The following is a 25,396-nucleotide window of genomic DNA, read 5'->3' as shown; positions in this document are numbered from 1 at the left end:
GCAGCACTGCCGCACAAACAGTAATAATTATCAGTTACGATTGTGCGGCATCTGGAGAAAGCGAATGAACAAGACCACTGTATTTTTTTTAGCCTCCGTTCTTGCAGGTTGCGCCAGCCTCGCTCCTGTTGAACACAAACACACAGCTGAAATGGCTGCGTTCGAAGATCAGCACCCCTCGGTAGAAATGGACAGCTACACCGCCGAGAAACTGCACGCCCTGCTCAAGGTTCGCCAACAGGCCGGGGCGCAAAGCACGGGCCAGCTGAGCGAGCAGATTTCACGGGCGTTCATGCACACGCCTTACGCAGCGAACATGTTGCAGGGCTCGGCGACCCTGGCAGAGAAGCTGGTCGTCGACTTCAGGGGCCTGGATTGCTTCACCTACCTGGATTACGTCGAGGCCCTGCGAAAATCCACCGATCAGGACAGCTTCATCAAGAACCTCATCCAGACCCGCTATACCGGCGACGGCGTGCACTATGCAGACCGCCGGCACTTCTTCACGGACTGGGCGCATGCCGGGCAACCGCTGACCGAAGACCTGACTGCGCAGTTGAGCGCGGATGCGGTGACCGTGACTAAACACCTCAACCAAAAGGCCAACGGGGACCTGTACCTGCCAGGCCTGCCCCTGGTCGACCGCGACATTACCTACATACCCAGCACGTCGATTGACGAGCAGGTGCTCAGCCGCCTGCAGACTGGCGACTACATTGGCATCTACACCCATCTTGCGGGCCTGGACGTCACCCATACCGGGCTCTTCATCAACACCGCCAACGGCCCCGTGCTGCGCAATGCATCGTCCAAGAAGAGGCAACGCGAGGTCATGGATTCACCCTTCATGGAATACGTGCAGAACATCCCGGGCATCGTGGTGTTGCGAACCCGACAAGACGGCCAGGCTTTCACACCGCAATCGGCGCCGGAAATCGACGCGCAATCAGCACGGCAACCCAGCCAGGCGCTCACCCACGGCTGATTGCCAACGGCGATCAGCCGCCAGCCACACCAGCGAACGGGCCTTGCTTGATTGGGGTTTGCGGCAATAACCACCTGCACCCTGATAGCAAATGGCCCAATAACCGCCCGGAAACGGCTTTTTATGACGAACGCCGCAAAGCAGTTGGCTTTGAGGCGTTTTTTTTGCAGCGATGGGCGGGCATACTAGACCGTCCCTTTCCCTGGTGTCGCCCGCCTCTATGCTTCGCGCCCTGATTGCCCTTGCTCTGATCTGCCTGCTCCAACCGGCTTTTGCCGATGAGCGCGCGCAAACCCAACAACAGTTGGACGCCACGCGTCAGGATATTGCCGAGCTGAAAAAGCTGCTGGGCAAGCTGCAGGAAGAAAAGTCCGGGGTGCAGAAAGAACTGCGCGGCACCGAGACCGAGATGGGCAAGCTGGAGAAGCAGGTCGAAGCCCTGCAGAAAGAGCTGAAGAAAAGCGAATCCGAGCTGCAGCGACTCGATGAGGAGAAAAAAAAACTCCAGAGCGCGCGCACTGAACAGCAACGACTGATCGCCATCCAGGCCCGCGCGGCCTACCAGAACGGGCGCCAGGAATACCTCAAGCTGCTGCTCAACCAGCAGAATCCGGAAAAATTCGCCCGCACCCTGACCTATTACGACTACCTGAGCCAGGCGCGCCTGGAGCAGCTGAAGAATTTCAACGAGACCCTGCGTCAGCTGGCCAATGTGGAAAAGGACATTTCCCTGCAACAGGCCCAGTTGCTGGTGCAGAAGAGCAGCCTCGACAGCCAGCGTGAAGAACTCGACAAAGTGCGCAAGGAGCGCCAGCTGGCCCTGGCCAAGCTGAACAACGACGTGAAGGCCCGGGACGACAAGCTCAAGGCCCGCGAACAGGACCAGGCCGACCTGGCCAAAGTCCTGAAAACCATTGAAGAAACCCTGGCTCGCCAGGCCCGCGAGGCAGAAGAGGCGCGTCAGAAAGCGCTGATCGCCCAGCAGGAAGCCGAAAAAAAGCGTTTACGTGAGGCCCAGGCCGACGCCAGCGATGCCCCGCGCAAGCCCGTCAGATCAAGCCCGGGCGCCTTGGTTTCCAGCGCCGGCCCTTCCTTCGGCGGTGCATTTGCTGCAGCCCGGGGAAAACTTCCATGGCCAGTTGATGGTCGACTGCTGGCACGCTTTGGTGAAACCCGTGGCGACGACTCCCGTTCCAAGTGGGACGGGGTGATGATCAGCGCCGCCGCCGGCAGCCAGGTACACGCCGTACATGGTGGCCGGGTAGTGTTCGCCGACTGGCTGCGCGGCGCCGGGCTGCTGGTGATCCTCGATCATGGCAACGGTTACCTGAGTCTCTACGGACATAACCAGACACTGCTCAAAGAAGCCGGTGATGTGGTCAAGGCCGGAGAGTCCATCTCCACAGTGGGCAATAGTGGCGGACAGGACACTCCTGCGCTGTACTTTGCAATTCGTCAGCAGGGCCGCCCCAGCGACCCGGCACAGTGGTGCCACGCGCAAGGATAAGCGCTGCATCTAAATTAGGAGTTCGTTCGACATGCTGCATTTGTCCCGCCTTACCTCGCTGGCCCTGACGATCGCCCTGGTGATCGGAGCGCCTCTGGCGTTTGCCGCCGAAACCGCTCAATCGGCGACCGCCGCGACCACCAAGGCACCTTTGCCGCTGGAAGAACTGCGCACCTTTGCCGAGGTCATGGACCGGATCAAGGCGGCCTACGTCGAACCCGTGGATGACAAGACCCTGCTGGAGAATGCCATCAAGGGCATGCTCAGCAACCTCGACCCGCACTCGGCCTACCTGGGGCCGGAAGACTTCGCCGAACTGCAGGAAAGCACCAGTGGCGAATTCGGCGGCCTGGGCATCGAAGTCGGCGCCGAAGACGGCTTTATCAAAGTGGTCTCGCCCATCGACGACACTCCAGCGTCCAAGGCAGGCATTCAGGCCGGCGACCTGATCGTCAAGATCAACGGCCAGCCGACCCGTGGCCAGACCATGACCGAAGCCGTGGACAAGATGCGCGGCAAGATTGGCCAGAAAATCACCCTGACCCTGGTGCGCGACGGCGGCACGCCGTTCGACGTGACCCTGGCCCGCGCCACCATCCAGGTGAAGAGCGTGAAGAGCCAGTTGCTGGAGTCGGGCTACGGCTACATCCGCATCACCCAGTTCCAGGTCAAGACCGGCGAGGAAGTCTCCAAGGCCCTGGCCAAGCTGCGCAAGGACAACGGCAAGAAGCTCAACGGCATCATCCTCGACCTGCGCAACAACCCGGGCGGCGTGCTGCAGGCCGCGGTGGAAGTGGTCGACCACTTCATCACCAAGGGCCTGATCGTCTACACCAAGGGCCGCATCGCCAACTCCGAGCTGCGCTTCTCCGCCACCGGCAAGGACGAAAGCGAAGCCGTGCCGATGGTGGTGCTGATCAACGGCGGCAGCGCCTCGGCATCGGAAATCGTCGCCGGCGCCTTGCAGGACCAGAAACGCGCGGTGCTGATGGGCACCACCAGCTTCGGTAAAGGCTCGGTGCAGACCGTGCTGCCGCTGAACAACGATCGCGCACTAAAGATCACCACAGCCCTGTACTTCACCCCCAACGGCCGCTCGATCCAGGCCCAGGGCATCGTTCCGGACATCGAGGTGCGCCGCGCCAAGATCACCAGCGAAGCCCAGGACAGCGAGTACTTCAAGGAAGCCGACCTGCAGGGCCACCTGGGCAACGGCAACGGTGGTGCCGACAAGCCGAGCGGCTCGTCGAGCAAGGCCAAGCCAATGCCGCAGGATGACGACTACCAACTGGCCCAGGCCCTGAGCCTGCTCAAAGGGCTGAGCATCACTCGCGGCAAGTGATTGAACCCTTCGCCGGTAAACCGGCTCCTACACAGGCTGTGTGAAAACGTTGCGAGTGAAGGCAAGACAAGGCAAAAACAGGCGAGGAACGGCCGGGGTCGCGTTCGACTTTAGGGGCCTAAATGAGCATTCCGAGCCTGTTTTTAACGCAGTATTGCCAAACGCAGTAGTTTTCACACAGCCTGTACAGGAGCCGGTTTGCGTAGGAGCTGGCTTGCCAGCGAAGCGCCCGCCAGGGCGCCCATCCCCCTGAAGGCCTGATCAATATCCCCATGATTTCCCGCCGCTTACCCCTGTTACGCTCGCTCCGCGCCCCGCTGCTCAGCCTGCTGTGCATCATGCCCCTAACCACCCAAGCCGCCGAACCCACCGCCAGCGCGCCCAAGGCCTACCTGAGCCTGATCATCGACGACCTCGGCCAGAACCTGCCCCGTGACCGCCGCGTACTGGCCCTGCCCGGCCCGGTCACCACGGCGATCATGCCCGACACGCCCCACGCTGCCGAATTCGCCCGTGAGGCCCATCGCGCCGGCAAGATCGTCATCCTGCACATGCCCATGGACCCGGCCACCGGCCCCTTCGCCTGGCACCCCGAGCTGCCCATCGAAGAGCTGCAAAAACGCCTGGACGCCGCCTTCCAAGCCGTGCCCTACACCAGCGGCATCAACAACCACATGGGCAGCCGCATGACCGCCCAGCCCCAGGCCATGGCCTGGCTGATGGCCGACTTGCAGCGCCGCCACAAATTCTTCGTCGACAGCCGCACCAGCGCCCAGACGGTCGCCGCCGCACAAGCGCAGAAAATCGGTCTGGCCAGTGTTTCCCGGGATGTGTTCCTGGATGACGAGCGCACCGAGGCGGCAATTGCCCAGCAGTTGCAGACGGCGATCAAGCTGGCGCGCAAACAGGGTTCGGCGGTGATGATCGGCCACCCTTATCCCCAGACCCTGGCCGTGCTCGAACGCGAACTGCCCAAGCTCAAGGCCCAGGGCATCGAATGGATCGATATCAAGTCGATGATCAGTCTGCGCAGCAACGAAGCCATGGCCGGGCATGGCAAGAACGGCAAGTACAGATAGGGCGGCGGCAAGCCTCAAGCTGCAAGCCAAAGCGCCGCCGACCTGCTGTTACTTGTAGCTTGCCGCTTGCAACTTGCCGCTGATCTAGAGATAGCGCGCCATGATCTCCTCCACCATCCCCTCTTTGCGCATCTGCTCCAGGGCAGCCTGAAGCTTGGCCACCACCTCATCAGGCACGTCCTTGTTCAGGGCCAGGTACAGCTCGGCGCTATTGAAGCGCAGCACGGTCTTGAGACCGGTGATACCTGCCTGCTTGGCCAGGTAACGTCCGGCCGGGTCGCCGGTGGCCCAGAGGTCGATCTGACCCGCCAACAGCTTCTTGGCATTGTCCTGGTCGCGCAGCACCACTTGGGGTGCCAGGCCCTGCTTGGTCAGCGTCTCGGCAATGGCATCGCCCTTGTAGGCGCCGATCTTGTATTTGCGCGCCTGCTCCAGGGATTCGAGGGTGATCTTGCTGCCGGCCTTGGCCAGCATGATCCAGTCATCCGGACCGATGGGGCCGACCCACTTGAACAGCCGTTCGCGGTCCGGCAGGCGCGCCATGACGAACACGCCATAGCCGGGTTGCTCCAGGGCCATCTTGTAGATGCGTTCCCAGGGGAAGCGCAGGGTCAGGCTGTAATTGACCCCGGCACGCTTGAACATTTCGCGGACGATATCCACGGCAATACCGTCGATATTCTCGCCTTGAGCGAAGTTCTTGCCGTTCTTGGCCATGTTGTAGGGGGGGAAGTTTTCCGTCAGCAGCACCAGGGAGGTGTCGGCGGTTTCAGCGGCGCGGGCCAAGCTGCCAAGGAGCAGAGAAGCGCTGGCGACAACCACGAGAAGACGTTTGAACATGACGGGATACCAGAATCCATGGCGTGCCCAAGAGTGCCGCGAGCACGCCATGCTGTCCAGTGGCTATCGCACAACAATCCCGCGCTGAGCCATATAGGCCTTGGCCTCGGGAACCGTGTATTCACCGAAGTGGAAGATGCTCGCCGCCAGCACCGCGCTGGCGTGACCTTCGATGATGCCGTCGGCCAGATGCTGGAGGTTGCCAACGCCGCCGGAAGCGATCACCGGAATCCCCAGGGCATCGCTGATGGCCCGGGTCACGCCCAGGTCGAAGCCGTTTTTCATGCCGTCCTGATCCATGCTGGTCAGGAGGATTTCGCCAGCACCCAGGCCTTCCATCTTCTTCGCCCACTCCACCGCATCCAGCCCGGTGGGCTTGCGTCCGCCATGGGTGAAGATTTCCCAGCGCGGGGTTTCGCCCGGACCGGAGACCTTCTTCGCATCGATGGCGACCACGATGCACTGGGAGCCGAAATGCTGCGCCGCTTCGCCGACGAACTCGGGGTTGAACACCGCCGCGGTGTTGATCGAGACCTTGTCCGCGCCGGCATTGAGCAGGTTGCGGATGTCCTGCACGGTGCGCACGCCACCGCCTACGGTCAGCGGGATGAACACCTGGCTGGCCATGCGCTCAACGGTATGCAGGGTGGTATCGCGCCCATCGACGCTGGCGGTGATGTCGAGGAAGGTGATCTCGTCAGCGCCCTGCTCGTCGTAGCGACGAGCGATTTCCACCGGATCACCAGCGTCACGGATGTTCTCGAACTTGACGCCCTTGACCACCCGGCCGTTATCCACGTCCAGGCAAGGGATGATGCGTTTGGCCAGTGCCATGGCGAGTCCTCAGCCTTGGTACGAATCGCAGAAAGCCTGGGCTTCTGCGACATCGAGGGTGCCTTCATAGATCGCGCGACCAGTAATGGCGCCGATGATTCCCGGAGCCTTGGCATCCAGCAGGGCCTTGATGTCGCCCAGGTTGTGGATACCGCCGGAAGCGATCACCGGGATCTTGGTGGCCGCCGCCAGGGCCGCGGTGAACGGCACGTTGCAGCCCTGCATCATGCCGTCTTTGGCGATGTCGGTGTAAACGATGGCGGACACGCCGTCGGCTTCGAAGCGCTTGGCCAGGTCGATCACTTGCACGCTGCTGACTTCAGCCCAGCCGTCGGTGGCGACGAAACCGTCCTTGGCGTCCAAGCCAACAATGACCTTGCCCGGGAAAGCGCGGCAGGCTTCGGCCACGAACTCCGGCTCCTTGACCGCCTTGGTGCCGATGATCACGTAGCTCACGCCTGCCTTCACATAGTGTTCGATGGTTTCCAGGGAGCGGATGCCACCGCCGATCTGGATCGGCAGGTTCGGGTAACGCTTGGCGATCGCGGTAACCACCTCGCCGTTCACCGGCTGACCTTCGAAGGCACCGTTCAGGTCCACCAGATGCAGACGACGGCAACCACCTTCAACCCACTTGGCAGCCATGCTCACCGGGTCGTCGGAGAACACCGTGGAATCTTCCATGCGGCCCTGGCGCAGACGTACACAGGCACCGTCTTTAAGATCGATAGCGGGAATAATCAGCATCTGGCAAACCTTCAAATTCGATTGTTCAGCTTCACTCGAAAATCAATTTTTCTCGAGCGCCCACAGATCGCTTTCGATGCTCTCGAACCTCTCCTTGAGGTGCGTCTGCACATCGAAAATCGCCCTGTTGTAATAGTGCGGAGCAATTTCGCGAGTAAAGAGCTCAAGAATCTCCGCCGCCTCGAACGAGCCCAGGTCGAGCTCGAAGCGCTCCTCCATGAAGCGCTTGATCTTGTGCGTCGCCTCACTTTCCTGTTCGGCAGTGAGGCGCAGTATCGGCGGCTTGGATTTCTTGATCGCCATTTACCAGCGACCGTCCCAGGCAGCGAAGTTCTGCAGCAATTGCAGGCCGTGGGTATGGCTCTTTTCCGGGTGGAACTGCACGGCGAAACGCGAGCCTTCAGCCAGCGCTGCTGCGAAGTCCACGCCATAGTGACCGCTGCCTACCACCTGCCGGGCATTGCCGGCATGGATGTAGTAGCTGTGCACGAAGTAGAAGCGCGCCCGGTCCGCAATGTTGTGCCACAGCGGATGGTCCACCGCCTGCTGCACTTCGTTCCAGCCCATGTGCGGCACCTTCAGGTGCTCGCCGTCCTCGATCAGGCCCTTGCCGAAGAACTTCACCTGGCCGGGAAACAGGCCGATGCAGTCAACGCCCTCGTTCTCTTCGCTGTGGTCGAGCAAGGCTTGCATGCCCACGCAGATTCCGAGGAAAGGACGATCCTGGCTGACTTCGCGCACCAGGGTGTCGAAGCCCAGGCGACGGATCTCGGCCATGCAATCGCGAATGGCGCCCACGCCGGGAAACACCACCCGGTCGGCTTCGCGAATCACGTTGGCATCGCTGGTGATCAGCACCTTGCCGGCGCCCACGTGCTCCAGGGCCTTGGCCACCGAGTGCAGGTTGCCCATGCCGTAGTCGATAACGGCGACGGTCTGCATTACAGCACGCCCTTGGTGGACGGCATCTGGCCGGCCATGCGCTCGTCCAGCTCCACCGCCATGCGCAGCGCGCGACCGAAGGCCTTGAACACGGTCTCGATCTGGTGGTGTGTGTTGGTGCCGCGCAGGGTATCGATGTGCAGGGTCACGTTGGCATGGTTGACGAAGCCCTGGAAGAATTCCTGGAACAGGTCAACGTCGAAACCGCCGACAGTGGCGCGGGTGAAGGGTACGTGCATCTGCAGGCCGGGACGGCCGGAGAAGTCGATCACCACGCGGGACAGGGCTTCATCCAGCGGCACATAGGCGTGACCGTAGCGACGGATGCCCTTCTTGTCGCCGATGGCCTTGCTGAACGCCTGGCCGAGGGTGATACCGACATCCTCCACGGTGTGGTGGTCGTCGATATGCAGGTCGCCCTTGCTTTCGATGTCCAGGTCGATCAGCCCGTGCCGGGCGATCTGGTCCAGCATGTGCTCAAGGAAGGGCACGCCGATATCGAATCGGGCCTTTCCGGTGCCATCCAGGTTGATCGAGGCTTTGATCTGGGTTTCCAGAGTGTCGCGCTCGACAGATGCCTTACGTTCGGCCATCACCAGCTCCGCAAAATCATTGGGCGAAAAAGGCGAATAGTATAGGCCCGACGGCGGCCAAACAGAAACACGCTGGACAATATCCTGACGGGCGCCAGCCAATGGCTACGGGGCTGTACCTGTCATGACAACTGTAGAAACTGACGTGCGGGTGAAGGTGCCAGGCCTACAAGACCGAGGCACCTTGTGCACCGGCAAGCCGGCTCCTGAGCAGGAGCGGGCTTGCCGGCGAAGCCATCAATGGAACAGCACCGCCGTCTTCTGCAAGGTCACCCACACCCCCCAGGCCAGGGGAATGCCCACCACCAGCCAGGCAGCGATCACCACCGGCAGACTGGCGGACGAAGCTTTCCACTCCAGCACGACACTGCTGTCAGCGCCCTTGTCATGGCCCAGGGCCTGCTCGGCCGCCAGTTGCTCGTCGGTCATGAAGTACTTGTCGGCCACCGGGCGCACCAGCAGGTTGCACAGGAAACCCAGCACCAGCAGACCGGCCAGGATGTACAGCGTGATGTCATACGCCGCGGCGCGTTCAACGCCGATGCTCAACTGATACTCGCGCAGGTAGTTCACCAGCACTGGCCCCAGCACTCCGGCCGCTGCCCAGGCGGTCAGCAGGCGACCGTGGATCGCGCCTACCATCTGGGTGCCGAACAGGTCTGCCAGGTAGGCCGGCACTGTGGCGAAACCGCCGCCGTACATCGACAGGATGATGCAGAACGCTGCCACGAACAGAGCAATATTGCCCAGGTGGCCAAGGTTCGGAATCAGCGCGTACAGGGCAAAGCCCAGGGCGAAGAATACAAAGTAGGTGTTCTTGCGACCCAGGTAGTCGGAGAACGACGCCCAGAAGAACCGCCCGCCGATGTTGAACAAGCTCAACAGACCGGTAAAGCCGGCGGCAATCGCGGCGATCTGCGCCAGTTGCGCGGCGTCCAGCTGGCTGAAGCTCAGATCGTTGCCCAGCAGCTTGCCGGCGAACACTTCCTGCAACAGCGGCGAGGCCATGCCGAGGATGCCGATACCGGCCGATACGTTGAGGCACAGCACCAGCCACACCAGGCGGAACTGCGGGGTCTTCCAGGCCACGTTCACATGCACGTGGCGGTGAGTAATCATCGCATTGGCGGCTTTTTTCGCCGGAGCGGTCCAGCCCTCAGGCTTCCAGCCGGTAGGCGGAACCCGGTAGGCCAGGGCGCCACCGATCATGAACACGAAGTAGATGGCGGCCATCACCAAAAAGCTCTGCCACACGCCGACACTGGTGGGCGTGGCGAAATGGCTCATCAGGGCTGCGGCCAGAGGTGCGCCGACCATGGCACCGCCGCCAAAGCCCATGATCGCCATGCCGGTGGCCATGCCGCGCTTGTCCGGGAACCACTTGATCAGGGTCGACACCGGGGAGATGTAGCCCAGGCCCAAGCCGATACCGCCGATGACCCCGGAGCCGATCCACATCAGCCAGATCTGGTGGGTATAGACCCCCAGCGCCGAGATCAGCAGGCCGCCGCACCAGCACAGCGCCGATACCACACCGGCCTTGCGCGGCCCGGCATGTTCCAGCCAGCCACCCCAGATCGCTGCCGAGCAGCCCAGGAAGATGAAGAACAGGGTGTAGATCCAGCCGAGCATGGAAATCGGCCAGTCACACTGGGACGAAAAGACCTGCTCGATAAAGCCCATGCCCGGCGCGCACGCCACTGGCGCGCTGATGCCCAGCGCCTTGGACAGTGGCAGCCAGAACACCGAGAAGCCGTAGGCCATGCCGATGCACAGGTGAATGGCCAGAGCGGCCGGTGGGACCAGCCAGCGGTTGAAACCGGGCTTGGCAATGATGCGCTCTTTGGACAAGAACGCTGGCTGAGCGGCCGGGCTGGCCACCGCAGTGCTAGAGCTCATGGATGTTTCCCCCAATTATTAGAATTGTTCATCGGCCACTCCCCTGCGACGACCTTGGCACGCAGGCGCGGTCGTTTTATGAGTAAAGCTCCCTTTAGGCAGGCGCGACATTCAGTCGCAGAAGGACGGACGAACTGCGAGAGGTTACCATTTGCGACAAACTAAATACCCAAACTGGCATCACCTTTTTTCCCGCGACTGCTTCGCCCGCAGGCCAGGCCACTGGCAAAAAAATGGCCGTTACAACGAAAAAACCTCTAACAGCAATGGGTGACCAGTCGCCAGGTTCAGAGCGTTATACTCCCTGGCTAAATTTTGAATTCGACACACAAGGACTCGCCCATGAAAGCGTTCGGCAAAATCCTGGGTCTGGTAATTCTCGGGCTGTTGCTGATCATCGTGGCTCTGGGCTTCGCCCTGACCCACCTGTTTGATCCCAACGACTACAAAGAAGAGATTCGCCAGATTGCCCGCGACAAGGCCCACATCGAGCTGACGCTCAATGGCGACATCGGCTGGAGCCTGTTCCCCTGGCTCGGCCTGGAACTGCACGACGCCGGCGTAGCCACCCTGGCCAACCCGACCCAACCTTTCGCCGACCTGCAGATGCTTGGCCTGTCGGTCCGGGTATTGCCGCTGCTGCGCCGTGAAGTGCAGATGAGCGATGTGCGGGTCGAAGGCCTCAACCTGCGCCTGAACCGCGACAAGGATGGCCACGGTAACTGGCAGGACATCGGCAAGGCCGCCCCTACCGACAAGCAGGCCCAAACCCCGGCCACCAGCACCGGCGAAGCGGGCCAGCCCAGCGTCGGCACAGACAAGCCTTCGCAGCCCATCCGCCTGGACATCGACAGCCTGACCGTGAACAACGCCCGGGTTGAGTACAACGATGAACAGACCGACAAGCAGTTCACCGCCGAAAGCATCCAACTGAGCACCGGGCCAATTCACGAAGCCAGCAACACCCCGGTCAAGCTCACCGCATTCCTGGCCAGCAACCAGCCTGCCGTGCGGGTACGCACCGAGCTCAATGGCGAGCTGCGCTTCGATCGCGCCCTGCAGCGCTACCAGTTCGAAGACATGCGCCTGTCCGGCGAGGCCACCGGCGATCCGCTGCAAGGCAAGACCGTGACCTTCGCCGCCCAGGGCCAGCTGTTGCTGGACAAGGCCGCCAACGTCGGCCAGTGGACCGGTTTGAAAATCTCCCTCAACCAGTTGCGCGCTCTGGGCGAACTCAAGGTCAATGACCTGGACAAGACCCCGCAGATCAGCGGCGGGCTCTCCATTGCCCAGTTCGACCTGGCGAAATTCGTCGACAGCATCGGTCAGACCCTGCCGGCCATGGCCGAAGGCAGCCTGAGCAAGGTCGAGCTGGTCAGCCGCCTGCAAGGCACGCCCAGCAGCCTGGCCCTGGAAGACCTGAACCTGAAGCTCGACGACAGCACCTTCAGCGGACGCCTGGCGATCGAGGATTTCGCCAAGCAATCCCTGCGCGCCCAGCTCAAGGCCGACACCTTCAACGTCGACCGTTACCTGCCGCCCAAATCGGCCGAAGCCAACAGTGCCGCCACGGCGCGCAAGGCCGAAGTGCAAAGCAGCGAAGCCGACGCCATGGCCGGGGCCGGCACCACGCCGCTGCCCAGCTCGCCGACCAAGGGCGCCTGGAGCACCGACAAACTGCTGCCGGTGGAGCGCCTGAACAAGCTCGACGTCGACGCCGACCTGAGCTTCGGCCAACTGATCCTGGACAAGCTGCCGATCCAGAATGCCGCGCTCAAGGCCAGCGGCCAGGGCGGCCTGCTCAAACTGTCCAGCCTGCGCGGCGAGCTGTACAACGGCAGCTTCGAGGCCAGCGGCAATCTCGATGTGCGCCAGAGCGCACCGCAGCTGAGCCTGCAGACCAAGATCAACCGCGTGCCGGTGGAACGCATCCTCGAAAGCCAGGGCCAGAATCCTCCGGTCAAAGGCCTGGTGACCCTGAACAGCAACCTCAGCGGCAGCGGCAACAGCCAGAAGGCGCTGATCGACAGCCTCAACGGTACTGCCAGCTTCGTGATCAACAACGGCGTGCTGCTCAACGCCAACATCGAACAGCAGCTGTGCCAGGGCATCGCGGTGCTCAACCGCAAGAACCTCAGCAGCACACCACGGGGCAAGGACACACCGTTCCAGGAGCTCAAGGGCAACCTGACGTTTCGCAACGGCGTGGCCAGCAACCCGGACCTGAAAGTGCGCATCCCCGGCATGACCGTCAACGGCAATGGTGATATCGACCTGCGGGTGCTGGGCATGGACTACCGGGTCGGCATCGTCGTCGAGGGTGACCTCAGCGATAACCCGGACCCGGCCTGCCAGGTCGGTGAACGCTTCGCCGGCGTTGAACTGCCCCTGCGCTGCCGCGGCCCACTGGAGCTGGGGGCCAAGGCCTGTCGTTTGGACAAGGACGGCCTGGGCCAGGTAGCCGCCAAGCTGGCCGGTGACCGCCTGCAACAGAAGATCGACGAAAAACTGGGTGACAAGGTCAGCCCGGAACTGAAGAACGCACTCAAGGGGCTGTTCAAGCGATGAGAGCCGAGGCCTTTGCACCGGCGGTGCTGGACTGGTACGACCGCCATGGTCGTCATGACCTGCCCTGGCAGCAGGACATCAACCCGTATCGGGTGTGGGTGTCGGAGATCATGCTGCAACAGACCCAGGTCAGCACCGTACTCAACTACTTCGACCGCTTCATGGCCTCGCTGCCCACGGTGCAGGCCCTGGCCGAAGCCCCGGAAGACGAAGTGCTGCACCTGTGGACCGGCCTGGGCTACTACACCCGGGCGCGCAACCTGCAAAAGACCGCGAAGATCGTCATGGCCGAGTACGGCGGCGAGTTTCCCCGGGATGTGGAAAAACTCACCGAGCTGCCGGGCATCGGCCTGTCCACCGCTGGCGCCATCGCCAGCATCAGCATGGGCCTGCGGGCGCCGATCCTCGACGGCAACGTCAAGCGGGTGCTGGCACGCTTCACCGCCCAGGAGGGCTACCCGGGCGAACCCAAGGTGGCCAAGCAGCTGTGGGCCACTGCGGAACGCTTCACGCCCCACAGCCGGGTCAACCACTACACCCAGGCGATGATGGACCTGGGGGCGACCCTCTGCACCCGGAGCAAGCCCAGCTGCCTGCTGTGCCCCCTGGAGCGAGGCTGCGAAGCCCACATGCTCGGCCTGGAAACCCGCTACCCGATTCCCAAGCCGCGCAAGGAGGTGCCGCAGAAGCGCACCCTGATGCCATTACTGGCCAACCGCGAAGGCGCCATCCTGCTTTATCGGCGCCCCTCCAGCGGCCTCTGGGGCGGCTTGTGGAGCCTGCCGGAACTGGATGGCCTGGACGACATCCCGCACCTGGCATCGCAGCACGCCCTGGAGCTGGGCCAGCAACAGCAGATGCCCGGCCTGGTCCACACCTTCAGTCACTTCCAACTGGCCATCGAGCCCTGGCTGATCCGGGTCGAAGAGTCGGCGCTGCACGTCGCCGAGGCCGACTGGCTCTGGTATAACCTCGCCACCCCGCCGCGCCTGGGCCTTGCCGCCCCGGTGAAGACACTGCTCAAACGCGCGGCCGAAGTCTTGAATGCAGGAGAGTCGTCATGACCCGCACCGTAATGTGCCGCAAATACCAGGAAGAACTGCCGGGCCTGGAACGCCCCCCGTACCCGGGCGCCAAAGGCCAGGATATTTTCGAACACGTCTCGGCCAAGGCCTGGGCCGACTGGCAGAAACACCAGACCCTGCTGATCAACGAAAAGCGCCTGAACATGATGAATGCCGAAGACCGCAAATATCTGCAGGGCGAGATGGACAAATTTTTCTCCGGCGAGGAATACGCCAAGGCCGAAGGCTACGTGCCGCCGGCTGAGTAAAACCCGCACAAAATCGGGGGCGGAACGTAAGCGGCGGTAATAATTAAACTTTTTTTCAAAACTTGCTTGACGCCCCCCTGAAAAACCCGTTTAATGCGCCCCGTTGCCCAGATAGCTCAGTCGGTAGAGCAGGGGATTGAAAATCCCCGTGTCGGCGGTTCGATTCCGTCTCTGGGCACCACCTTCAGCTTTCAGGTGGTGTTTGCATCACGTGAAAGCAACCAGAAAACCCGCCTAGTGCGGGTTTTTTGTTGCATGAGATTTAGCCCCTCCCCGTAAAACCTGCATCGCCAAGAGTGTCGCACCCCGACAGAAATACCCCGATACCCCATGACCCAACTCAAGTCGTGACTTGCTGGCACTCTCCTCAGTTTGCCAATCCGTCAGGCTGCCCTCTGTGGAGGTTCATATGAGTCAGGCAATTACGGGGAACAATCCGGACACCCACCTTCTTCCGCTGATCGACAGCCTCGGCGAGCTGATCCGTCAATCGCGCCGACAGGCACTACGCGCTGTCGATACGTTACAGGTACAAACCTGCTGGCAGATTGGCCGGCATATCGTAGAGTTCGAGCAAGGGGGTGCTGAGCGGGCAGCCTATGGAAAGCGACTGCTGCCAGAGCTGGCAAAAGTACTGAGCGCGGAGTTTGGCAAAGGCTTCGACGCTACCAACCTGCGGCATATGCGGGGATTCTTCCTGAGCTTCGAAAAATGCGACGCACTGCGTCGCGAATTGAGCTGGACCCACTATCGCTTGCTGCTAAGGGTCGAAAGCCAGCACGCTCGCCAGTGGTACATGCATGAAGCCGCGACACAGGGCTGGTCAACCCGAGCCCTGGAACGCCAGATCGGCACGCTCTATTACGAACGCCTCCTGAGTAGCCAGGATCGCGCACCCGTCGAGCAAGAGGCGGCCATCAAGATTCAAGCCCTGGGCAAGACTCCCAGAGAGTTTGTCCGCGATCCGGTGCTGCTGGAGTTTCTTGGGGTACCCAACGCCGCCAGCCTGCTGGAGAACGATCTGGAGCAGGCGCTGATCAATCAGTTGCAAGCCTTCCTGCTTGAACTGGGCAAGGGCTTCGCCTTTGTTGCTCGCCAACAGCGCATCAGCACCGAGAGCAAAGACTTCTACCTCGATCTGGTGTTCTACAACTACCTGCTCAAATGTTTCGTGGTCTTCGATCTCAAGCGTGGCGAACTCAGCCATCAGGATATTGGCCAGATGGATATGTACGTGCGCCTTTACGATGAACTCAAGCGCGGGGCGGACGACGGACCTACAGTGGGCATCATTCTGTGCACACAAAAGGACGAATCCGTGGTTCGTTATTCCGTGCTGCACGGGCATGAACAACTGTTTGCCAGCAAGTACAAGCTGATACTGCCCAGCGAAGAGCAACTGCGCGATGAACTGGACCGCGAGCGAGCCAGGATCGAAGAACGCCTACTGGCGCAAACTGACCAAACGCTTCCCAGAAGTTCATAAGCGCCTCAGATGCTCTCAGGCCAGTTTGAAGGCAGCCAGAATCCTATCGATCCTGGCCGCATTTACGCATTACCTGCATCCGCCGATCAGAAGGCCTTATCCGCCCGCTCCATCGCCTGCCCTTGGGCCACATCGAGCAAGGCCACGCCATCACCGAGCAGCAGCGAGGCGATGTCGGCGATCTGGAACAGGTCGCTGGAGTCAGCCGTTTGCGCGGTCATGCAGGACAGGCTGTTCATCAGTTTGTGAAGGGCACGTATGCGCTGATCGGCGCAGGCCAGGAGATCGACCAGGGGCGCATAGGGATTGATCAGTAGGACGGGGTTGTCCGCTGGCGTGTGTTGAAGAGGGATGTATCCGTTCATTGGTGACACTCCTTGTGTATGAGGAGCTACCACCCAACTTCCTACCGGCCAGGTGGCAGCTGCACGCGGGGGTAGGAACCGGTCACAAGATCCGGCCACGCCGAAGCGTGCCCGCGTACAGCCGCCATAACGCATAGGCAGCAAACAGCACCCAAAGCGCTGGGTGCTGGTACGCATCTTATGATCGGGTTCCTACGCCCGGCCGCTGATTTGGCAGCGACCGGCGCAGAGTAAAGAGCAGGTCCGATCAGCGCAAGCCCTCACCTGGTGACTGAAAGTAACCAGTCCACTCAGTGTTTGTGCCGATGATGAACATCGGGGAAGTGTGCATGGCTATGCCGGATCGGCGCGTGCTCATGGGGATGGCTGTGGGGCTCCGAGCCGTCCCACTCAAAGCCGTGTTCATGCTGGTGGTGCTCGTCATGCCTATGGCGATGGTTGTGCGCGAGAGGCTCGTGCTGATGCTCGTGAACGTGGTGTTCCATCAAGTGAATCCACACGCCGATGGCCATCAGTGCCGCAGCCAGCAGAAACCACAGGGAAACCGACTCGCCGAGGATCAGAATCGAGAGCGCTGCGCCAAGGAAAGGCGCCGTGGAGAAGTAGGCCCCGGTACGCGCACTGCCCAGCCCTCGCAGGGCCAGGACGAACAGCACCAGGCTGACGCCGTAACCCAAAAAACCCACCAGCAGTATCGGCCCCAGCGTGGCAGCAGCAGGCAGTTGCGCGCCAACAAGCAATGCCAGGCCGGCATTGACCACCCCCGCCACCACCCCTTTGCTACCGGCAATGAATAGCGCATCGGACGCCGAGACGTTACGGGTCAGGTTGTTATCGATGGCCCAGCACAGGCAGGCGCAGGCCACCGCCAGTGGCCCCAGCCAGTCATCAGCGCCGGCGTGCTGCTGCGGCCATGACAGAACGATCCCGCCCAACACGATGGCGAGCATGCCGAGCACGATCCGGCGATCGGCGTTCTCCTTGAACACCAGCCACGCCAGCATCGCGGTGAGTACCGACTCCAGGTTGAGCAGCAACGAGGCGGTGGCGCCTGCGGTCCGCGTCAGGCCGAACATCAGCGCGACCGGCGCCAGCACTCCGCCAAACAAAATCGCCCCCAGTAGCCACGGCCACTCGCGCGCCGTCAGCCCCGTCGGTCGCCAACCCAGATCGCGAACGCAACGGACAATGGCCAGGCCGATGCCACTGCCCAGGTACAGCAGCCCAGCCAGGAGCATCGGCGGAACATCCAGCCCCAGCAGCTTGGCCAACGGCGTACTGGCGCCGAACAAGGCGGCGGCCGCCAGCGCATAGAGAACACTCAAGTTCATGGTCGGATCACCCTTCAGGCTCATTGCAAGATGCTGAACAGGATGACCCTGGCGGTGTAGAAATGCCGTGAATCAACCTACAACCGATCGGCAAACCTCAGCTTCCAGGGGACGCTGCGCGTCCCAGCGGGAGCAAGCTCCCTCGCCACAGGTACAGCGCCTGCCCTTGGCTGACTGGCATTACCGCCTAGAGCGGCTTTTTCACTGAGCATGGCTCTGCAGTTTCAGCCGTCTTGCTGCACCGTACCGACCTCAGCATGCAGCTTTATACCCAATGCGCCCATGACCTTCATGATGGTCGCCAAACTGGGGTTGCCATCAGCTGATAGGGCCTTGTAAAGCCCCTCGCGAGTCAGGCCAGTATCTCGGGCTAGCTGCGACATCCCACGCGCTCGCGCGATATCGCCCAAGGCCGCAGCCAGCAGCACGGGATCGTTCTCCTCCAGACAGGCTTCAAGGTAAAGAGCCATGTCCTGTTCAGTCTTCAAGTGATCGACTACATCCCACTTGCTCAGTTTTATCTTGGTCATCTCATCCTCCTAGAGCTCACGGGACAGCCTGATGGCAATCCTTATATCAGCGGCCTGAGTCGCCTTGTCACCACCGGCCAGCAGAACAATCACTTCATAGCCGCGCTGCACGAAATACAGTCGATAACCCGGCCCATAATCTATCCGCAACTCAGATACCCCCTCACCCACCGGCTTGCAGTCACCCAAAACCCCCAACTCCACTCGACGAAGTCGAGCTTTGATCCGAGCCTGTGCCCGAGCGTCCCTCAGCCTGGCAAACCACTGGCTATAACGCTCTGTCTGAATAAGCGTGTGCATGCACAAAATGTAAACCACAGTTTACATTTCATCAATAATGAGCACCCCCTCTCCGACAAAGCGTCCACATCACGACTCAATAACACCAGACCCATAAAAAAGGCCTGGATCGAAATGGAGCCAGGCCTCACAGGCAAACATCAGCAAGTCACCACTTGCTCGCATAGCAGCCTCAGCCAGAAGCGGCATCCATCAACACCTTGAGCGCCGCATCGGCCTCGACGCGTTGTGCCTGGGTGGGTTTGCCGGCAAATTGGCTGCGCTGCTTGTTGAGGGTCAGGTAGGCGTTGTCGCCATCGCCCCAAATGTAGGAGTAAATCAGCAGGAAACTGTCGGAGCCGGGCTGGCAGTAAGGGGCGACGCTGCGCAGCGGCGCCAGCAGTTGGATCATCTCGCCATAGTTGTCGGTGAACTCCAGCAGGGCGAACTGCCAGCGACCGGTCTGCGGATCGTATTGGGAGGAGCCGCCAGTGCCCGCCCACATTTGCACCACTTCCTGCAGGCTGCGCGCACCGGAATCCTGCAACCACTCGGCATCGACCCGGGCCGAGCCGTACATGTCCTTGCTGTCGAACCACTTCTGCCAATCGCTGTAGGAAATCGCCGGACGTGGCGGCGCAGCCATGGCTTGGGCGTACTGCTCGGGGGTCATGTTGCAACGCAGATACACCGAGGAAGGCTCGCTCGCCTGTGCCTGCCAGGTCGCAGCCAAAAGCGCTGCCAGCGCCAGCCCTGTCCATGAGCGAAGTTGCATGGTTGTCGTTCCTGATCGTTCGAGAAAAGGCCGCCAGTCTACCGGCGCCGATCGACGCAGAGGGCCTGCCCTCTGCCGCAGAATCCGATCAGCGCCGAACGCCAGCATACAAGCTCAAGCAAGCGCCTGCGCCGCCTGCCAATGCTTCATCTCCTCATCGATAAAGTGCTGCACCAGATCGCTGTACAGCTTCTCGATGGCATCCGCGCTCAGGCCTTCGGCCTCGGCCCATTCGCGGCGGGTGGCGAGCATCGCCTTGAAGCGCTCCTCGGCCCGCACCGTGGCCGCCGAGGTCTTGAACTTCGACGCCGCCAGCACGTACTTGAAACGCGCACCCAGCAGTGCGATTACCGCCCGATCCAGGGTGTCGATTTCCCGGCGGATATCTTCCATGCCCTGGCATTGTTCCGGGCTCATCTGTTGCTTTACTTCCATGCTCAAGGCTCCATCGACGTCCAGGGATACCCGGCTTCGGCCGGGCCCGGATTATTCCCATGGCGGCGCATCGGAGTAAAGTTGCGGGCTCGCGCCCATTCGACTGCCAAGGAACTGCTCGCGTGAACCAGAAGAGAACCCGAGTCCGCCTGCCCCACCCCAAGCCCGGCAAAACCGGCAGGGGGGCCTGGGTATTCCTGCTGATCGGTGGCGTGCTGCTGGCACTCACCGCACTGCTGGGCTGGACCCTGGTAAGCGCGCTGCAGGACGGCCTGATCGCCACCCGCAACCGCGCCGGCCCCAAGCTCGTCTACAGCCAGGCACAACAACCGACCCAGTTCTATATCGAGCTGCTCTGGCAATGCACCAGCACCCTGTTGCTGGGCGCACTGGCCGTTGCCACGCTGTGGATCGGCCGGGTATTAATGGGCGCACAAAAAAAACATCGCTGATGCCGGATGCCGCTCCGGCATAGTGCAGCCGCCCAGGAACAACCGCCCATGTCCCTGCTGTCCTCCCCCGAACTGCCTGCCACCCGCCCCGCCGCTGCCGGTCCAGATTCAGGTGCAGGTGCAGGTGCAGGTGCAGATCCAGGCCCCAGCGCAACCTTCAGCGAACCGGCGGCGGATGGCGTTCTCCTCGGCGGCTTCACTTGGCGCCACCCATCAGCCGATCCAACACGCCCGGTGGTGATCATCAACGCCGCGACCTCGGTGCGCTGCCGCTACTATTTTCGTTTCGCCGGCTACCTGTTCGCCAACGGCTTCGACGTGATGACCTATGACTATCGCGGCATCGGCGAGTCGCGTCGGGGCTCGCTCAAGGGGTTCAAGGCGTCCTGGTCGGATTGGGGCGCACTGGATTTCGAAGCCATGCTGCAACGGGCCCAGCGCGAGTTTCCCGGACAGCCGATCGATGTGGTGGGTCATAGCTTCGGCGGCTGCGCCGTGGGCCTGGCCGCCTCCGCCGGGGTGATCCGTCGCGTGGCCACCATGGGCGCGCAATTCGCCTACTGGCGTGACTACGAGCCCCGGCTGCGCTGGCGCATGCTGGGCAAATGGCATGTGTTGATGCCCCTGCTGACGGGCCTCTACGGCTACTTCCCCGGCAAGCGCCTGGGCTGGATGGAGGACACACCTGCCGGGGTGGTCCGCGACTGGGCCACCCCGCACCCACGCTACGAAGGCCGCCCCAGCGGCCGCAGGCTGGCCGCAAAGCGTAGTGGGCAGCCCTTCGCCCAGGTCAGCGCAGCGATCCTCGCCATCAGTGTCAGCGACGACCCCTTTGGCACCGTGACGGCCATCGAGCGGCTACTGGGCTACTTCAGCAACAGCCCACGTACACATCTGCGCCTTCACCCCGAGGACATCGGCGAGGCCGAGATCGGCCATTTCGCCTTCTTCCACAGCCGCTTCGAAAGCCGGCTCTGGCCGCTGCTGCTGCACTGGCTGCAGCACGCCAGCCTGGCCCCGAGCAGCCCCGGGCAACAGCTGATGCTGGAGCGCTGATCAGGCAAAGGCGTTGATGAACCAGGTGATCAGCGGGATCGCCACAATGTCGATCAATACCGCACCGCACAGCGGCACGATGATGAAGGCCTTGTAGGAAAAGACCTTGTAGTGATCACAGATCGCGCCCATGTTGGCCACCGCATTGGGCGTCGCCCCCAGGCCGTGCCCCATGAAGCCGGCACACAGCACCGCCGCGTCATAGTTGCCGCCAAACAGGCGGAACAGCAGGAACACACACAGCAGCACCATCACCAGCACCTGCACCACCAGGATCACCAGCAGCGGCAGGCCGAGCTGTTCCAGCTCCCAGAACTTCAGGCTCATCATGGCCATGGTCAGGAACACCCCCAGGCATACGTCGCCCAGGGTGCTCACTGCGCTGTCGGGGATGTCGAGGATTCGCGCCCGGTCATTGAGGTTACGCAGGATGATCGCCACGAACATCGCCCCCACGTAGCTCGGCAGCACAATGCCCAGGTGTTCGTTCAATGCGCTGCCGATCCAGAAGCCCAGCACCATGATCAGCAGGACGCAGGTCAGCAGACGCAGCAAGGTCGGCGCATCCAGAGGCGCCACCGAGCCCTGGGCGACGCTTTCCAGGTGCTGCAAAGTGCTGACCTGATCGGCCTGGATCTGCAAGCGGTTGCGCTCGATCAGCCAGCGCGCCAGCGGGCTGCCCAGCAGGCCACCGGCAACCATGCCGAAGGTGGCCGAAGCCAGGGCCGCCGTGGTGGCGCCCACCGCCCCGAGGTTTTCCGCGATGGGACCAAAGGCCGCCGCGGCGCCAAAGCCGCCCTCCAGGGACACCGCACCGGCCATGATGCCCAGCAGCGGATCGATGCCCAGCGCCTTGGCCGCACCGACACCCACCAGGTTCTGCAGCAGCGCCAGGGACCAGCAAGCCCCCAGGTAGACGAACAGGATCTTGCCGCCACGACGCAGCAGTCCGAGGCTGCCCCCCAGGCCCACGGTGGTGAAGAACGCCACCATCAGGGGCGTCTGGACCGCGGTGTCGAGCTTGATCGCCAGCAGTTGCTGGTCGCGCAGCAGCCAGACGATCAGGGCAAAGCCGAAACCGCCGATCACCGGCGCCGGGACACAGAGCTGGGTCAGCCAGCGGCTGCGTTTCTTCATCTGGGCTCCCACCCCCAGCAGGATCAGGGCCAGCGCCAGGGTGGTCAGCGCGTCCAATTCAAAAGTCGGCATGGCAAACATCTCTTCTTGTCATTGTGGTGTTGCGCGGCGAGGGGCGTGCCCCTCAGTGAATCAGGCTGGCCAATAGGCGCGCGGCCACGCGGGCGGTGCGCTGGTCCTGGTCGAGCCCGGGATTGAGTTCGGCAATGTCGGCTACGCGCAATTTGCCACTGGCCCGAGCGCGGCGTACCAGGTGCTCGACCACTTGCACGTCCACTCCGTGGGCCGAGGGTGCACTGACGCCGGGAGCCTGGCTGGCTGGCAGCACATCCAGGCAAATGGTCATGTACAGCACGTCGATACCGTCGAGAAAAGCGTCGAGGCAGGCCTCGATGGCCGGCAGGTTCCAGCCCTGCATCTGCCGGTCCAGCAGGTAGCGCACATTGAGCTCCCGGGCCTGCTCGAACAGCGCCTGGGTATTGCTCAACTCGCTGACCCCCAGGCAGCAATACTCGAAGGGCATGCCGGCCTGTCGGCAATACTCGGCGATCTGCCGGAACGGCGTGCCGGAACTGCTTTGCGGTGCCTGACGCAGGTCGAAGTGAGCGTCGAAATTGAGAATGCCAATCCGCGGACAGGGCTGTTGGCGGCGCAGGTAATCGGCCAGGCCACTGAAGCTGGCAAAGGCGATTTCATGACCACCACCCAGGCCCAGGGCCAAGTGCCCCTGTTCGAGCAACTGGCCGAGGCGATTGGCGTAGAGCTGCTGGGCGCTTTCCAGAGCGTGGCCGTTACAGGCCACGTCCCCGGCGTCATACAGCGGGCCTCGGCCGTGCCAGGCCAGGTTGGCCAGGGCCGCGCGCAAGGCCGCCGGCCCCTGGCTGGCACCGGTACGCCCCTGGTTGCGCTTGACCCCTTCGTCACAGGCCAGCCCGAGCAAGGCAACACCCGCCGGCTGCTGTTCACTCCAGGGTTGTACCCACTGGTGCCAGCGCCGGGCGGCCAGGCCTTCGGCCAGGTCGATACGACCCTGCCAGAGGTGCATGGGGGCGGTAGTGATCATGGTCTTGCTCCAGTCAATTCAATCCAGTCGGGCACTCAGGCGCTGAGCGGCTTCGCGGGTCCAGCGGATCAGCCGCTCACTGCGCTGTTCGGCGCGGAACGCCGGGGCCATGAGGCTGATGGCGCCTTGCAGGCGGTCACGGCTATCGAGCAAGGGCGCGCTGACACCCCAGATGCCGTGGTCGATCTCGCTCAGGCTCACGGCATGCCCGGCTGCACGAATCGCCGCGTAGCTTTCCAGGTACGCGGCGACATCCGCTTCCTCGACGCCCCGCTGGCGCAGGATCGACAAGCACAGCTCAGGCTCCATGTAGGCCAGCAACACCTTGGCCGAGGCGCCCAGCAGCAGCGGCTGCGCCAGGCCCTTCTGGTAGCAGCAGCGCAGGGGCTGCGGGCTGTCCACCAGTTCAATACAGATCGCCTGCCCGTTGCTGGGTACCATCAGCGCGACGCTTTCCTGGCTGAGCTCGGCCAGGCGGTTGAGCTCCGGTTTGGCCAGGGTCACCAGCAGGCCTTCGCGGTCGAACTTCTTCGCCAGTTGCAGGCAAGTGGGCCCGGGCAGGTAGCGGCCCTGGCCATTGTCCTGGGCCAGCCCCCAGCGCAACAGGGTCTTGAGATGGCGATAGGTACTGCTCAAGGGCTGCTGCAAGTTCAGCGAAAGCTCCTTGGCGGACATGGCCTCCGGGGATTGCCCCAGGGCCACGAGTATTTGCAGCAGACGGTCAGTGGGCGTGTGGTAGTGCATAGCGGCCTCTTGCAGCCATGGTGCATGGACTTTCCCGGCAAATGAAATCAGATTCCCAAGCAGTGGGAAAAGACTGCAAAAAACCTTCGGCAAAAGCACACCGCTGCAATAGCCCGCGGCTCATACAGGATCGACGGTGCCCGCCAAGAGACCATGGCGGGTGCCAGCGCGGTGATTTGCTGGCATCCTCTCCCGCCTGACTGGCCGCTCGCCTGGTATCTGCGAGCGCCACCCCTTTGTGCAACAAGGTAAGACGCCCATGGCATCGATCGACAAACAACACAAACGTGCCGCCCGGGCAAAGGCCAAGGCCAAGCAAAACCGCGCCAAGCGCACAGCCCCCACCTCGGAGCTGGAACTGGACCCCAACGACAGCCGCATCGACTTCGAATCGGTAGACCTGACCGAGCTGTTCGTGAAAATGCGTGACGCTGAGAAAACCAGCCAGCAAGCGCTGTGCACGGTGTTCCTCGCGGACCCGCTGCTGGAGCTGGTCTACGAGCAGGAGGGCGAACAGGGCGCCACGGATTTCATCCTGGCGGCACTGATCGAATACCGTAACTGGTCCACCGAGGCCGACGAGGCCACGGCCCTGGCCTGGATCGAGTCCGAGGCCTTCCAGGCCGACTACCTGGCCGCATCCCAGGCACTGTTCAGCGCCGAGGGCTGAGTTTCTTCCGGGCATGAAAAAGGGCGCATTCAGCAATGAATGCGCCCTTTTCCGTTTCAGCTAAACAGCCTGGCGTGATGCTCAGGCCGCTTCCAGCCGAGGGATTTCCATGCCGATGCGCGAGCTGGCGAAGTTCAGGTCGCCGCTGGCGATGGACTGGGCCTTGAAGCCCGAGCCGATCAGGTCGCGAACATACAGCTTGTTGTACATGAACATGAACACCAGGTTGCTCAGGCCGAAAGTGAACATGGCCAGCAGGAACATGATGGCGGCCCATTTCCAGTCGGCGCGGAACAGTGCCGGGATGAAGCCGAAGAAGAACACGGTCCAGGAGAAACCAACTGGCGCTTCCTTGATGGCTCCGGTGTTCGGGTTTTTGAAGATGATTTTAGTGAACGCCATGC

At 62.2% G+C, this 25,396-nt stretch carries 28 protein-coding genes and 1 tRNA gene; 12 read left to right on the top strand and 17 right to left on the bottom strand.

From position 1 onward, the window contains the following. The first annotated feature begins 64 nt into the window (after positions 1-64). From Q8O96_RS19710 to Q8O96_RS19695, 4 genes are all read left to right on the top strand, one after another. Positions 65-985, top strand: a complete 921-nt coding sequence (locus Q8O96_RS19710) for a DUF1460 domain-containing protein (RefSeq protein WP_305949274.1) — start codon at positions 65-67, stop codon at positions 983-985. A gap of 220 nt (positions 986-1,205) precedes the next feature. Then, positions 1,206-2,492 (top strand): murein hydrolase activator EnvC, encoded by a 1,287-nt coding sequence (locus Q8O96_RS19705; RefSeq protein WP_102862737.1) that lies wholly within the window; start codon positions 1,206-1,208, stop codon positions 2,490-2,492. A gap of 31 nt (positions 2,493-2,523) precedes the next feature. Then, entirely contained in the window at positions 2,524-3,834 is a 1,311-nt protein-coding gene (locus Q8O96_RS19700) for a S41 family peptidase (RefSeq protein ID WP_102862736.1), read from the top strand. Between the two features lie 272 nt (positions 3,835-4,106). Beyond that, positions 4,107-4,913 carry a divergent polysaccharide deacetylase family protein gene (locus tag Q8O96_RS19695; RefSeq protein WP_102862735.1) on the top strand — a complete coding sequence of 269 codons (807 nt, stop codon included), beginning with the start codon at positions 4,107-4,109 and terminating at the stop codon, positions 4,911-4,913. 84 nt (positions 4,914-4,997) lie between these two features. Here the strand turns inward: Q8O96_RS19695 and Q8O96_RS19690 are convergent, their stop codons facing one another. From Q8O96_RS19690 to Q8O96_RS19660, 7 genes are all read right to left on the bottom strand, one after another. Then, the gene (locus Q8O96_RS19690) at positions 4,998-5,753 is read right to left on the bottom strand and encodes an ABC transporter substrate-binding protein (RefSeq protein WP_102862734.1); all 756 of its coding nucleotides are present in this window, start codon (positions 5,751-5,753) and stop codon (positions 4,998-5,000) included. Between the two features lie 63 nt (positions 5,754-5,816). After that, positions 5,817-6,587: an imidazole glycerol phosphate synthase subunit HisF gene (gene hisF, locus Q8O96_RS19685; protein ID WP_015633827.1), complete on the bottom strand. Its 771-nt coding sequence runs from the start codon at positions 6,585-6,587 to the stop codon at positions 5,817-5,819. 9 nt (positions 6,588-6,596) lie between these two features. Next, entirely contained in the window at positions 6,597-7,334 is a 738-nt protein-coding gene (hisA, locus tag Q8O96_RS19680; RefSeq protein WP_007921811.1) for a 1-(5-phosphoribosyl)-5-[(5-phosphoribosylamino)methylideneamino]imidazole-4-carboxamide isomerase, read from the bottom strand. Between the two features lie 42 nt (positions 7,335-7,376). Next, positions 7,377-7,637, bottom strand: coding sequence for a DUF2164 domain-containing protein (locus Q8O96_RS19675; RefSeq protein WP_102862732.1), 261 nt, complete (start codon positions 7,635-7,637; stop codon positions 7,377-7,379). Beyond that, complete coding sequence (hisH, locus tag Q8O96_RS19670; RefSeq protein ID WP_110595364.1) at positions 7,638-8,276, bottom strand: imidazole glycerol phosphate synthase subunit HisH; 639 nt, start codon at positions 8,274-8,276, stop codon at positions 7,638-7,640. Then, positions 8,276-8,869, bottom strand: coding sequence for an imidazoleglycerol-phosphate dehydratase HisB (hisB, locus tag Q8O96_RS19665; protein ID WP_011058736.1), 594 nt, complete (start codon positions 8,867-8,869; stop codon positions 8,276-8,278). Before hisB ends, hisH begins: the two co-directional genes overlap by 1 nt. Positions 8,870-9,106: 237 nt before the next feature. Beyond that, the gene (locus Q8O96_RS19660; protein ID WP_102862730.1) at positions 9,107-10,768 is read right to left on the bottom strand and encodes an OFA family MFS transporter; all 1,662 of its coding nucleotides are present in this window, start codon (positions 10,766-10,768) and stop codon (positions 9,107-9,109) included. Between the two features lie 342 nt (positions 10,769-11,110). Between Q8O96_RS19660 and Q8O96_RS19655 the strand changes: the two genes are divergently transcribed. The 5 genes from Q8O96_RS19655 (at position 11,111) to Q8O96_RS19635 (ending at position 16,155) form a co-directional block, all read left to right on the top strand. Continuing rightward, a complete protein-coding gene (locus Q8O96_RS19655) occupies positions 11,111-13,336 on the top strand; it encodes an AsmA family protein (RefSeq protein WP_207166938.1) in 2,226 nt (741 codons plus the stop codon). Beyond that, complete coding sequence (gene mutY / locus Q8O96_RS19650) at positions 13,333-14,400, top strand: A/G-specific adenine glycosylase (protein WP_115581414.1); 1,068 nt, start codon at positions 13,333-13,335, stop codon at positions 14,398-14,400. Before Q8O96_RS19655 ends, mutY begins: the two co-directional genes overlap by 4 nt. Continuing rightward, positions 14,397-14,669 (top strand): oxidative damage protection protein, encoded by a 273-nt coding sequence (locus Q8O96_RS19645; protein WP_047301095.1) that lies wholly within the window; start codon positions 14,397-14,399, stop codon positions 14,667-14,669. Before mutY ends, Q8O96_RS19645 begins: the two co-directional genes overlap by 4 nt. A 105-nt stretch (positions 14,670-14,774) precedes the next feature. Further along, a tRNA-Phe gene (locus tag Q8O96_RS19640) sits at positions 14,775-14,850 on the top strand. A gap of 228 nt (positions 14,851-15,078) precedes the next feature. Next, positions 15,079-16,155 carry a YhcG family protein gene (locus tag Q8O96_RS19635; protein ID WP_250329898.1) on the top strand — a complete coding sequence of 359 codons (1,077 nt, stop codon included), beginning with the start codon at positions 15,079-15,081 and terminating at the stop codon, positions 16,153-16,155. An 86-nt stretch (positions 16,156-16,241) separates the two neighbouring features. On the opposite strand, the gene Q8O96_RS19630 is transcribed toward Q8O96_RS19635, so the two are convergent. From Q8O96_RS19630 to Q8O96_RS19605, 6 genes are all read right to left on the bottom strand, one after another. Then, complete coding sequence (locus Q8O96_RS19630) at positions 16,242-16,520, bottom strand: hypothetical protein (protein WP_102863056.1); 279 nt, start codon at positions 16,518-16,520, stop codon at positions 16,242-16,244. Positions 16,521-16,810: 290 nt separating this feature from the next. After that, positions 16,811-17,851 (bottom strand): DMT family transporter, encoded by a 1,041-nt coding sequence (locus tag Q8O96_RS19625; protein ID WP_305949273.1) that lies wholly within the window; start codon positions 17,849-17,851, stop codon positions 16,811-16,813. Positions 17,852-18,075: 224 nt separating this feature from the next. Further along, the gene (locus tag Q8O96_RS19620; RefSeq protein ID WP_207166935.1) at positions 18,076-18,381 is read right to left on the bottom strand and encodes an addiction module antidote protein; all 306 of its coding nucleotides are present in this window, start codon (positions 18,379-18,381) and stop codon (positions 18,076-18,078) included. A 9-nt stretch (positions 18,382-18,390) separates the two neighbouring features. Next, positions 18,391-18,681, bottom strand: a complete 291-nt coding sequence (locus tag Q8O96_RS19615) for a type II toxin-antitoxin system RelE/ParE family toxin (protein ID WP_305949272.1) — start codon at positions 18,679-18,681, stop codon at positions 18,391-18,393. A 172-nt stretch (positions 18,682-18,853) separates the two neighbouring features. Beyond that, positions 18,854-19,435 (bottom strand): hypothetical protein, encoded by a 582-nt coding sequence (locus Q8O96_RS19610; RefSeq protein ID WP_305949271.1) that lies wholly within the window; start codon positions 19,433-19,435, stop codon positions 18,854-18,856. A 114-nt stretch (positions 19,436-19,549) separates the two neighbouring features. Then, on the bottom strand, positions 19,550-19,870 hold the full coding sequence (locus Q8O96_RS19605) for an isochorismate lyase (RefSeq protein WP_305949270.1): 321 nt from the start codon (positions 19,868-19,870) through the stop codon (positions 19,550-19,552). A gap of 122 nt (positions 19,871-19,992) precedes the next feature. Here Q8O96_RS19605 and Q8O96_RS19600 point away from each other — a divergent pair, with 122 nt between their 5' ends. Continuing rightward, positions 19,993-20,322: a hypothetical protein gene (locus Q8O96_RS19600; RefSeq protein ID WP_102862724.1), complete on the top strand. Its 330-nt coding sequence runs from the start codon at positions 19,993-19,995 to the stop codon at positions 20,320-20,322. Positions 20,323-20,370: 48 nt separating this feature from the next. After that, positions 20,371-21,378: an alpha/beta fold hydrolase gene (locus Q8O96_RS19595; protein WP_305949269.1), complete on the top strand. Its 1,008-nt coding sequence runs from the start codon at positions 20,371-20,373 to the stop codon at positions 21,376-21,378. On the opposite strand, the gene gltS is transcribed toward Q8O96_RS19595, so the two are convergent. The 3 genes from gltS to Q8O96_RS19580 are packed head-to-tail and all read right to left on the bottom strand — an operon-like array spanning position 21,379 to position 24,322. Beyond that, positions 21,379-22,587, bottom strand: coding sequence for a sodium/glutamate symporter (gltS, locus tag Q8O96_RS19590; protein WP_305949268.1), 1,209 nt, complete (start codon positions 22,585-22,587; stop codon positions 21,379-21,381). Between the two features lie 52 nt (positions 22,588-22,639). Beyond that, positions 22,640-23,578: a formimidoylglutamase gene (gene hutG / locus Q8O96_RS19585; RefSeq protein ID WP_102862722.1), complete on the bottom strand. Its 939-nt coding sequence runs from the start codon at positions 23,576-23,578 to the stop codon at positions 22,640-22,642. 18 nt (positions 23,579-23,596) lie between these two features. Then, on the bottom strand, positions 23,597-24,322 hold the full coding sequence (locus tag Q8O96_RS19580; RefSeq protein WP_102862721.1) for an IclR family transcriptional regulator: 726 nt from the start codon (positions 24,320-24,322) through the stop codon (positions 23,597-23,599). 259 nt (positions 24,323-24,581) lie between these two features. On the opposite strand from Q8O96_RS19580, the gene Q8O96_RS19575 reads away from it, so the two are divergent. After that, positions 24,582-24,992 carry a hypothetical protein gene (locus tag Q8O96_RS19575; protein WP_102862720.1) on the top strand — a complete coding sequence of 137 codons (411 nt, stop codon included), beginning with the start codon at positions 24,582-24,584 and terminating at the stop codon, positions 24,990-24,992. An 81-nt stretch (positions 24,993-25,073) separates the two neighbouring features. Here Q8O96_RS19575 and Q8O96_RS19570 read toward each other — a convergent pair whose 3' ends face one another. Further along, a complete protein-coding gene (locus tag Q8O96_RS19570) occupies positions 25,074-25,394 on the bottom strand; it encodes a hypothetical protein (protein WP_102862719.1) in 321 nt (106 codons plus the stop codon). Between the last annotated feature and the right edge of the window lie 2 nt (positions 25,395-25,396).

Source organism: Pseudomonas sp. LPH60 (assembly GCF_030718165.1).
In the GTDB taxonomy this organism is placed as follows: Bacteria; Pseudomonadota; Gammaproteobacteria; order Pseudomonadales; family Pseudomonadaceae; genus Aquipseudomonas; species Aquipseudomonas danubii.
The sequence above is the reverse complement of the archived record's forward strand: the minus strand, read 5'-3'. Positions and strand labels throughout refer to the sequence as shown.

What these genes read in the sequence shown, in the direction of transcription:
- hisF (WP_015633827.1), bottom strand. Translation starts at nt 6,587, where the DNA reads ATGGCACTGGCCAAACGCATCATCCCTTGCCTGGACGTGGATAACGGC.
- Q8O96_RS19580 (WP_102862721.1), bottom strand. Translation starts at nt 24,322, where the DNA reads ATGCACTACCACACGCCCACTGACCGTCTGCTGCAAATACTCGTGGCC.
- hisB (WP_011058736.1), bottom strand. Translation starts at nt 8,869, where the DNA reads ATGGCCGAACGTAAGGCATCTGTCGAGCGCGACACTCTGGAAACCCAG.
- Q8O96_RS19575 (WP_102862720.1), top strand. Translation starts at nt 24,582, where the DNA reads ATGGCATCGATCGACAAACAACACAAACGTGCCGCCCGGGCAAAGGCC.
- Q8O96_RS19625 (WP_305949273.1), bottom strand. Translation starts at nt 17,851, where the DNA reads ATGAACTTGAGTGTTCTCTATGCGCTGGCGGCCGCCGCCTTGTTCGGC.
- Q8O96_RS19615 (WP_305949272.1), bottom strand. Translation starts at nt 18,681, where the DNA reads ATGCACACGCTTATTCAGACAGAGCGTTATAGCCAGTGGTTTGCCAGG.
- Q8O96_RS19690 (WP_102862734.1), bottom strand. Translation starts at nt 5,753, where the DNA reads ATGTTCAAACGTCTTCTCGTGGTTGTCGCCAGCGCTTCTCTGCTCCTT.
- Q8O96_RS19675 (WP_102862732.1), bottom strand. Translation starts at nt 7,637, where the DNA reads ATGGCGATCAAGAAATCCAAGCCGCCGATACTGCGCCTCACTGCCGAA.
- Q8O96_RS19705 (WP_102862737.1), top strand. Translation starts at nt 1,206, where the DNA reads ATGCTTCGCGCCCTGATTGCCCTTGCTCTGATCTGCCTGCTCCAACCG.
- hutG (WP_102862722.1), bottom strand. Translation starts at nt 23,578, where the DNA reads ATGATCACTACCGCCCCCATGCACCTCTGGCAGGGTCGTATCGACCTG.
- hisH (WP_110595364.1), bottom strand. Translation starts at nt 8,276, where the DNA reads ATGCAGACCGTCGCCGTTATCGACTACGGCATGGGCAACCTGCACTCG.
- Q8O96_RS19700 (WP_102862736.1), top strand. Translation starts at nt 2,524, where the DNA reads ATGCTGCATTTGTCCCGCCTTACCTCGCTGGCCCTGACGATCGCCCTG.
- hisA (WP_007921811.1), bottom strand. Translation starts at nt 7,334, where the DNA reads ATGCTGATTATTCCCGCTATCGATCTTAAAGACGGTGCCTGTGTACGT.
- mutY (WP_115581414.1), top strand. Translation starts at nt 13,333, where the DNA reads ATGAGAGCCGAGGCCTTTGCACCGGCGGTGCTGGACTGGTACGACCGC.
- Q8O96_RS19570 (WP_102862719.1), bottom strand. Translation starts at nt 25,394, where the DNA reads ATGGCGTTCACTAAAATCATCTTCAAAAACCCGAACACCGGAGCCATC.
- Q8O96_RS19630 (WP_102863056.1), bottom strand. Translation starts at nt 16,520, where the DNA reads ATGAACGGATACATCCCTCTTCAACACACGCCAGCGGACAACCCCGTC.
- Q8O96_RS19635 (WP_250329898.1), top strand. Translation starts at nt 15,079, where the DNA reads ATGAGTCAGGCAATTACGGGGAACAATCCGGACACCCACCTTCTTCCG.
- Q8O96_RS19595 (WP_305949269.1), top strand. Translation starts at nt 20,371, where the DNA reads ATGTCCCTGCTGTCCTCCCCCGAACTGCCTGCCACCCGCCCCGCCGCT.
- Q8O96_RS19655 (WP_207166938.1), top strand. Translation starts at nt 11,111, where the DNA reads ATGAAAGCGTTCGGCAAAATCCTGGGTCTGGTAATTCTCGGGCTGTTG.
- Q8O96_RS19610 (WP_305949271.1), bottom strand. Translation starts at nt 19,435, where the DNA reads ATGCAACTTCGCTCATGGACAGGGCTGGCGCTGGCAGCGCTTTTGGCT.
- Q8O96_RS19710 (WP_305949274.1), top strand. Translation starts at nt 65, where the DNA reads ATGAACAAGACCACTGTATTTTTTTTAGCCTCCGTTCTTGCAGGTTGC.
- Q8O96_RS19605 (WP_305949270.1), bottom strand. Translation starts at nt 19,870, where the DNA reads ATGGAAGTAAAGCAACAGATGAGCCCGGAACAATGCCAGGGCATGGAA.
- Q8O96_RS19645 (WP_047301095.1), top strand. Translation starts at nt 14,397, where the DNA reads ATGACCCGCACCGTAATGTGCCGCAAATACCAGGAAGAACTGCCGGGC.
- Q8O96_RS19695 (WP_102862735.1), top strand. Translation starts at nt 4,107, where the DNA reads ATGATTTCCCGCCGCTTACCCCTGTTACGCTCGCTCCGCGCCCCGCTG.
- Q8O96_RS19660 (WP_102862730.1), bottom strand. Translation starts at nt 10,768, where the DNA reads ATGAGCTCTAGCACTGCGGTGGCCAGCCCGGCCGCTCAGCCAGCGTTC.
- gltS (WP_305949268.1), bottom strand. Translation starts at nt 22,587, where the DNA reads ATGCCGACTTTTGAATTGGACGCGCTGACCACCCTGGCGCTGGCCCTG.
- Q8O96_RS19620 (WP_207166935.1), bottom strand. Translation starts at nt 18,381, where the DNA reads ATGACCAAGATAAAACTGAGCAAGTGGGATGTAGTCGATCACTTGAAG.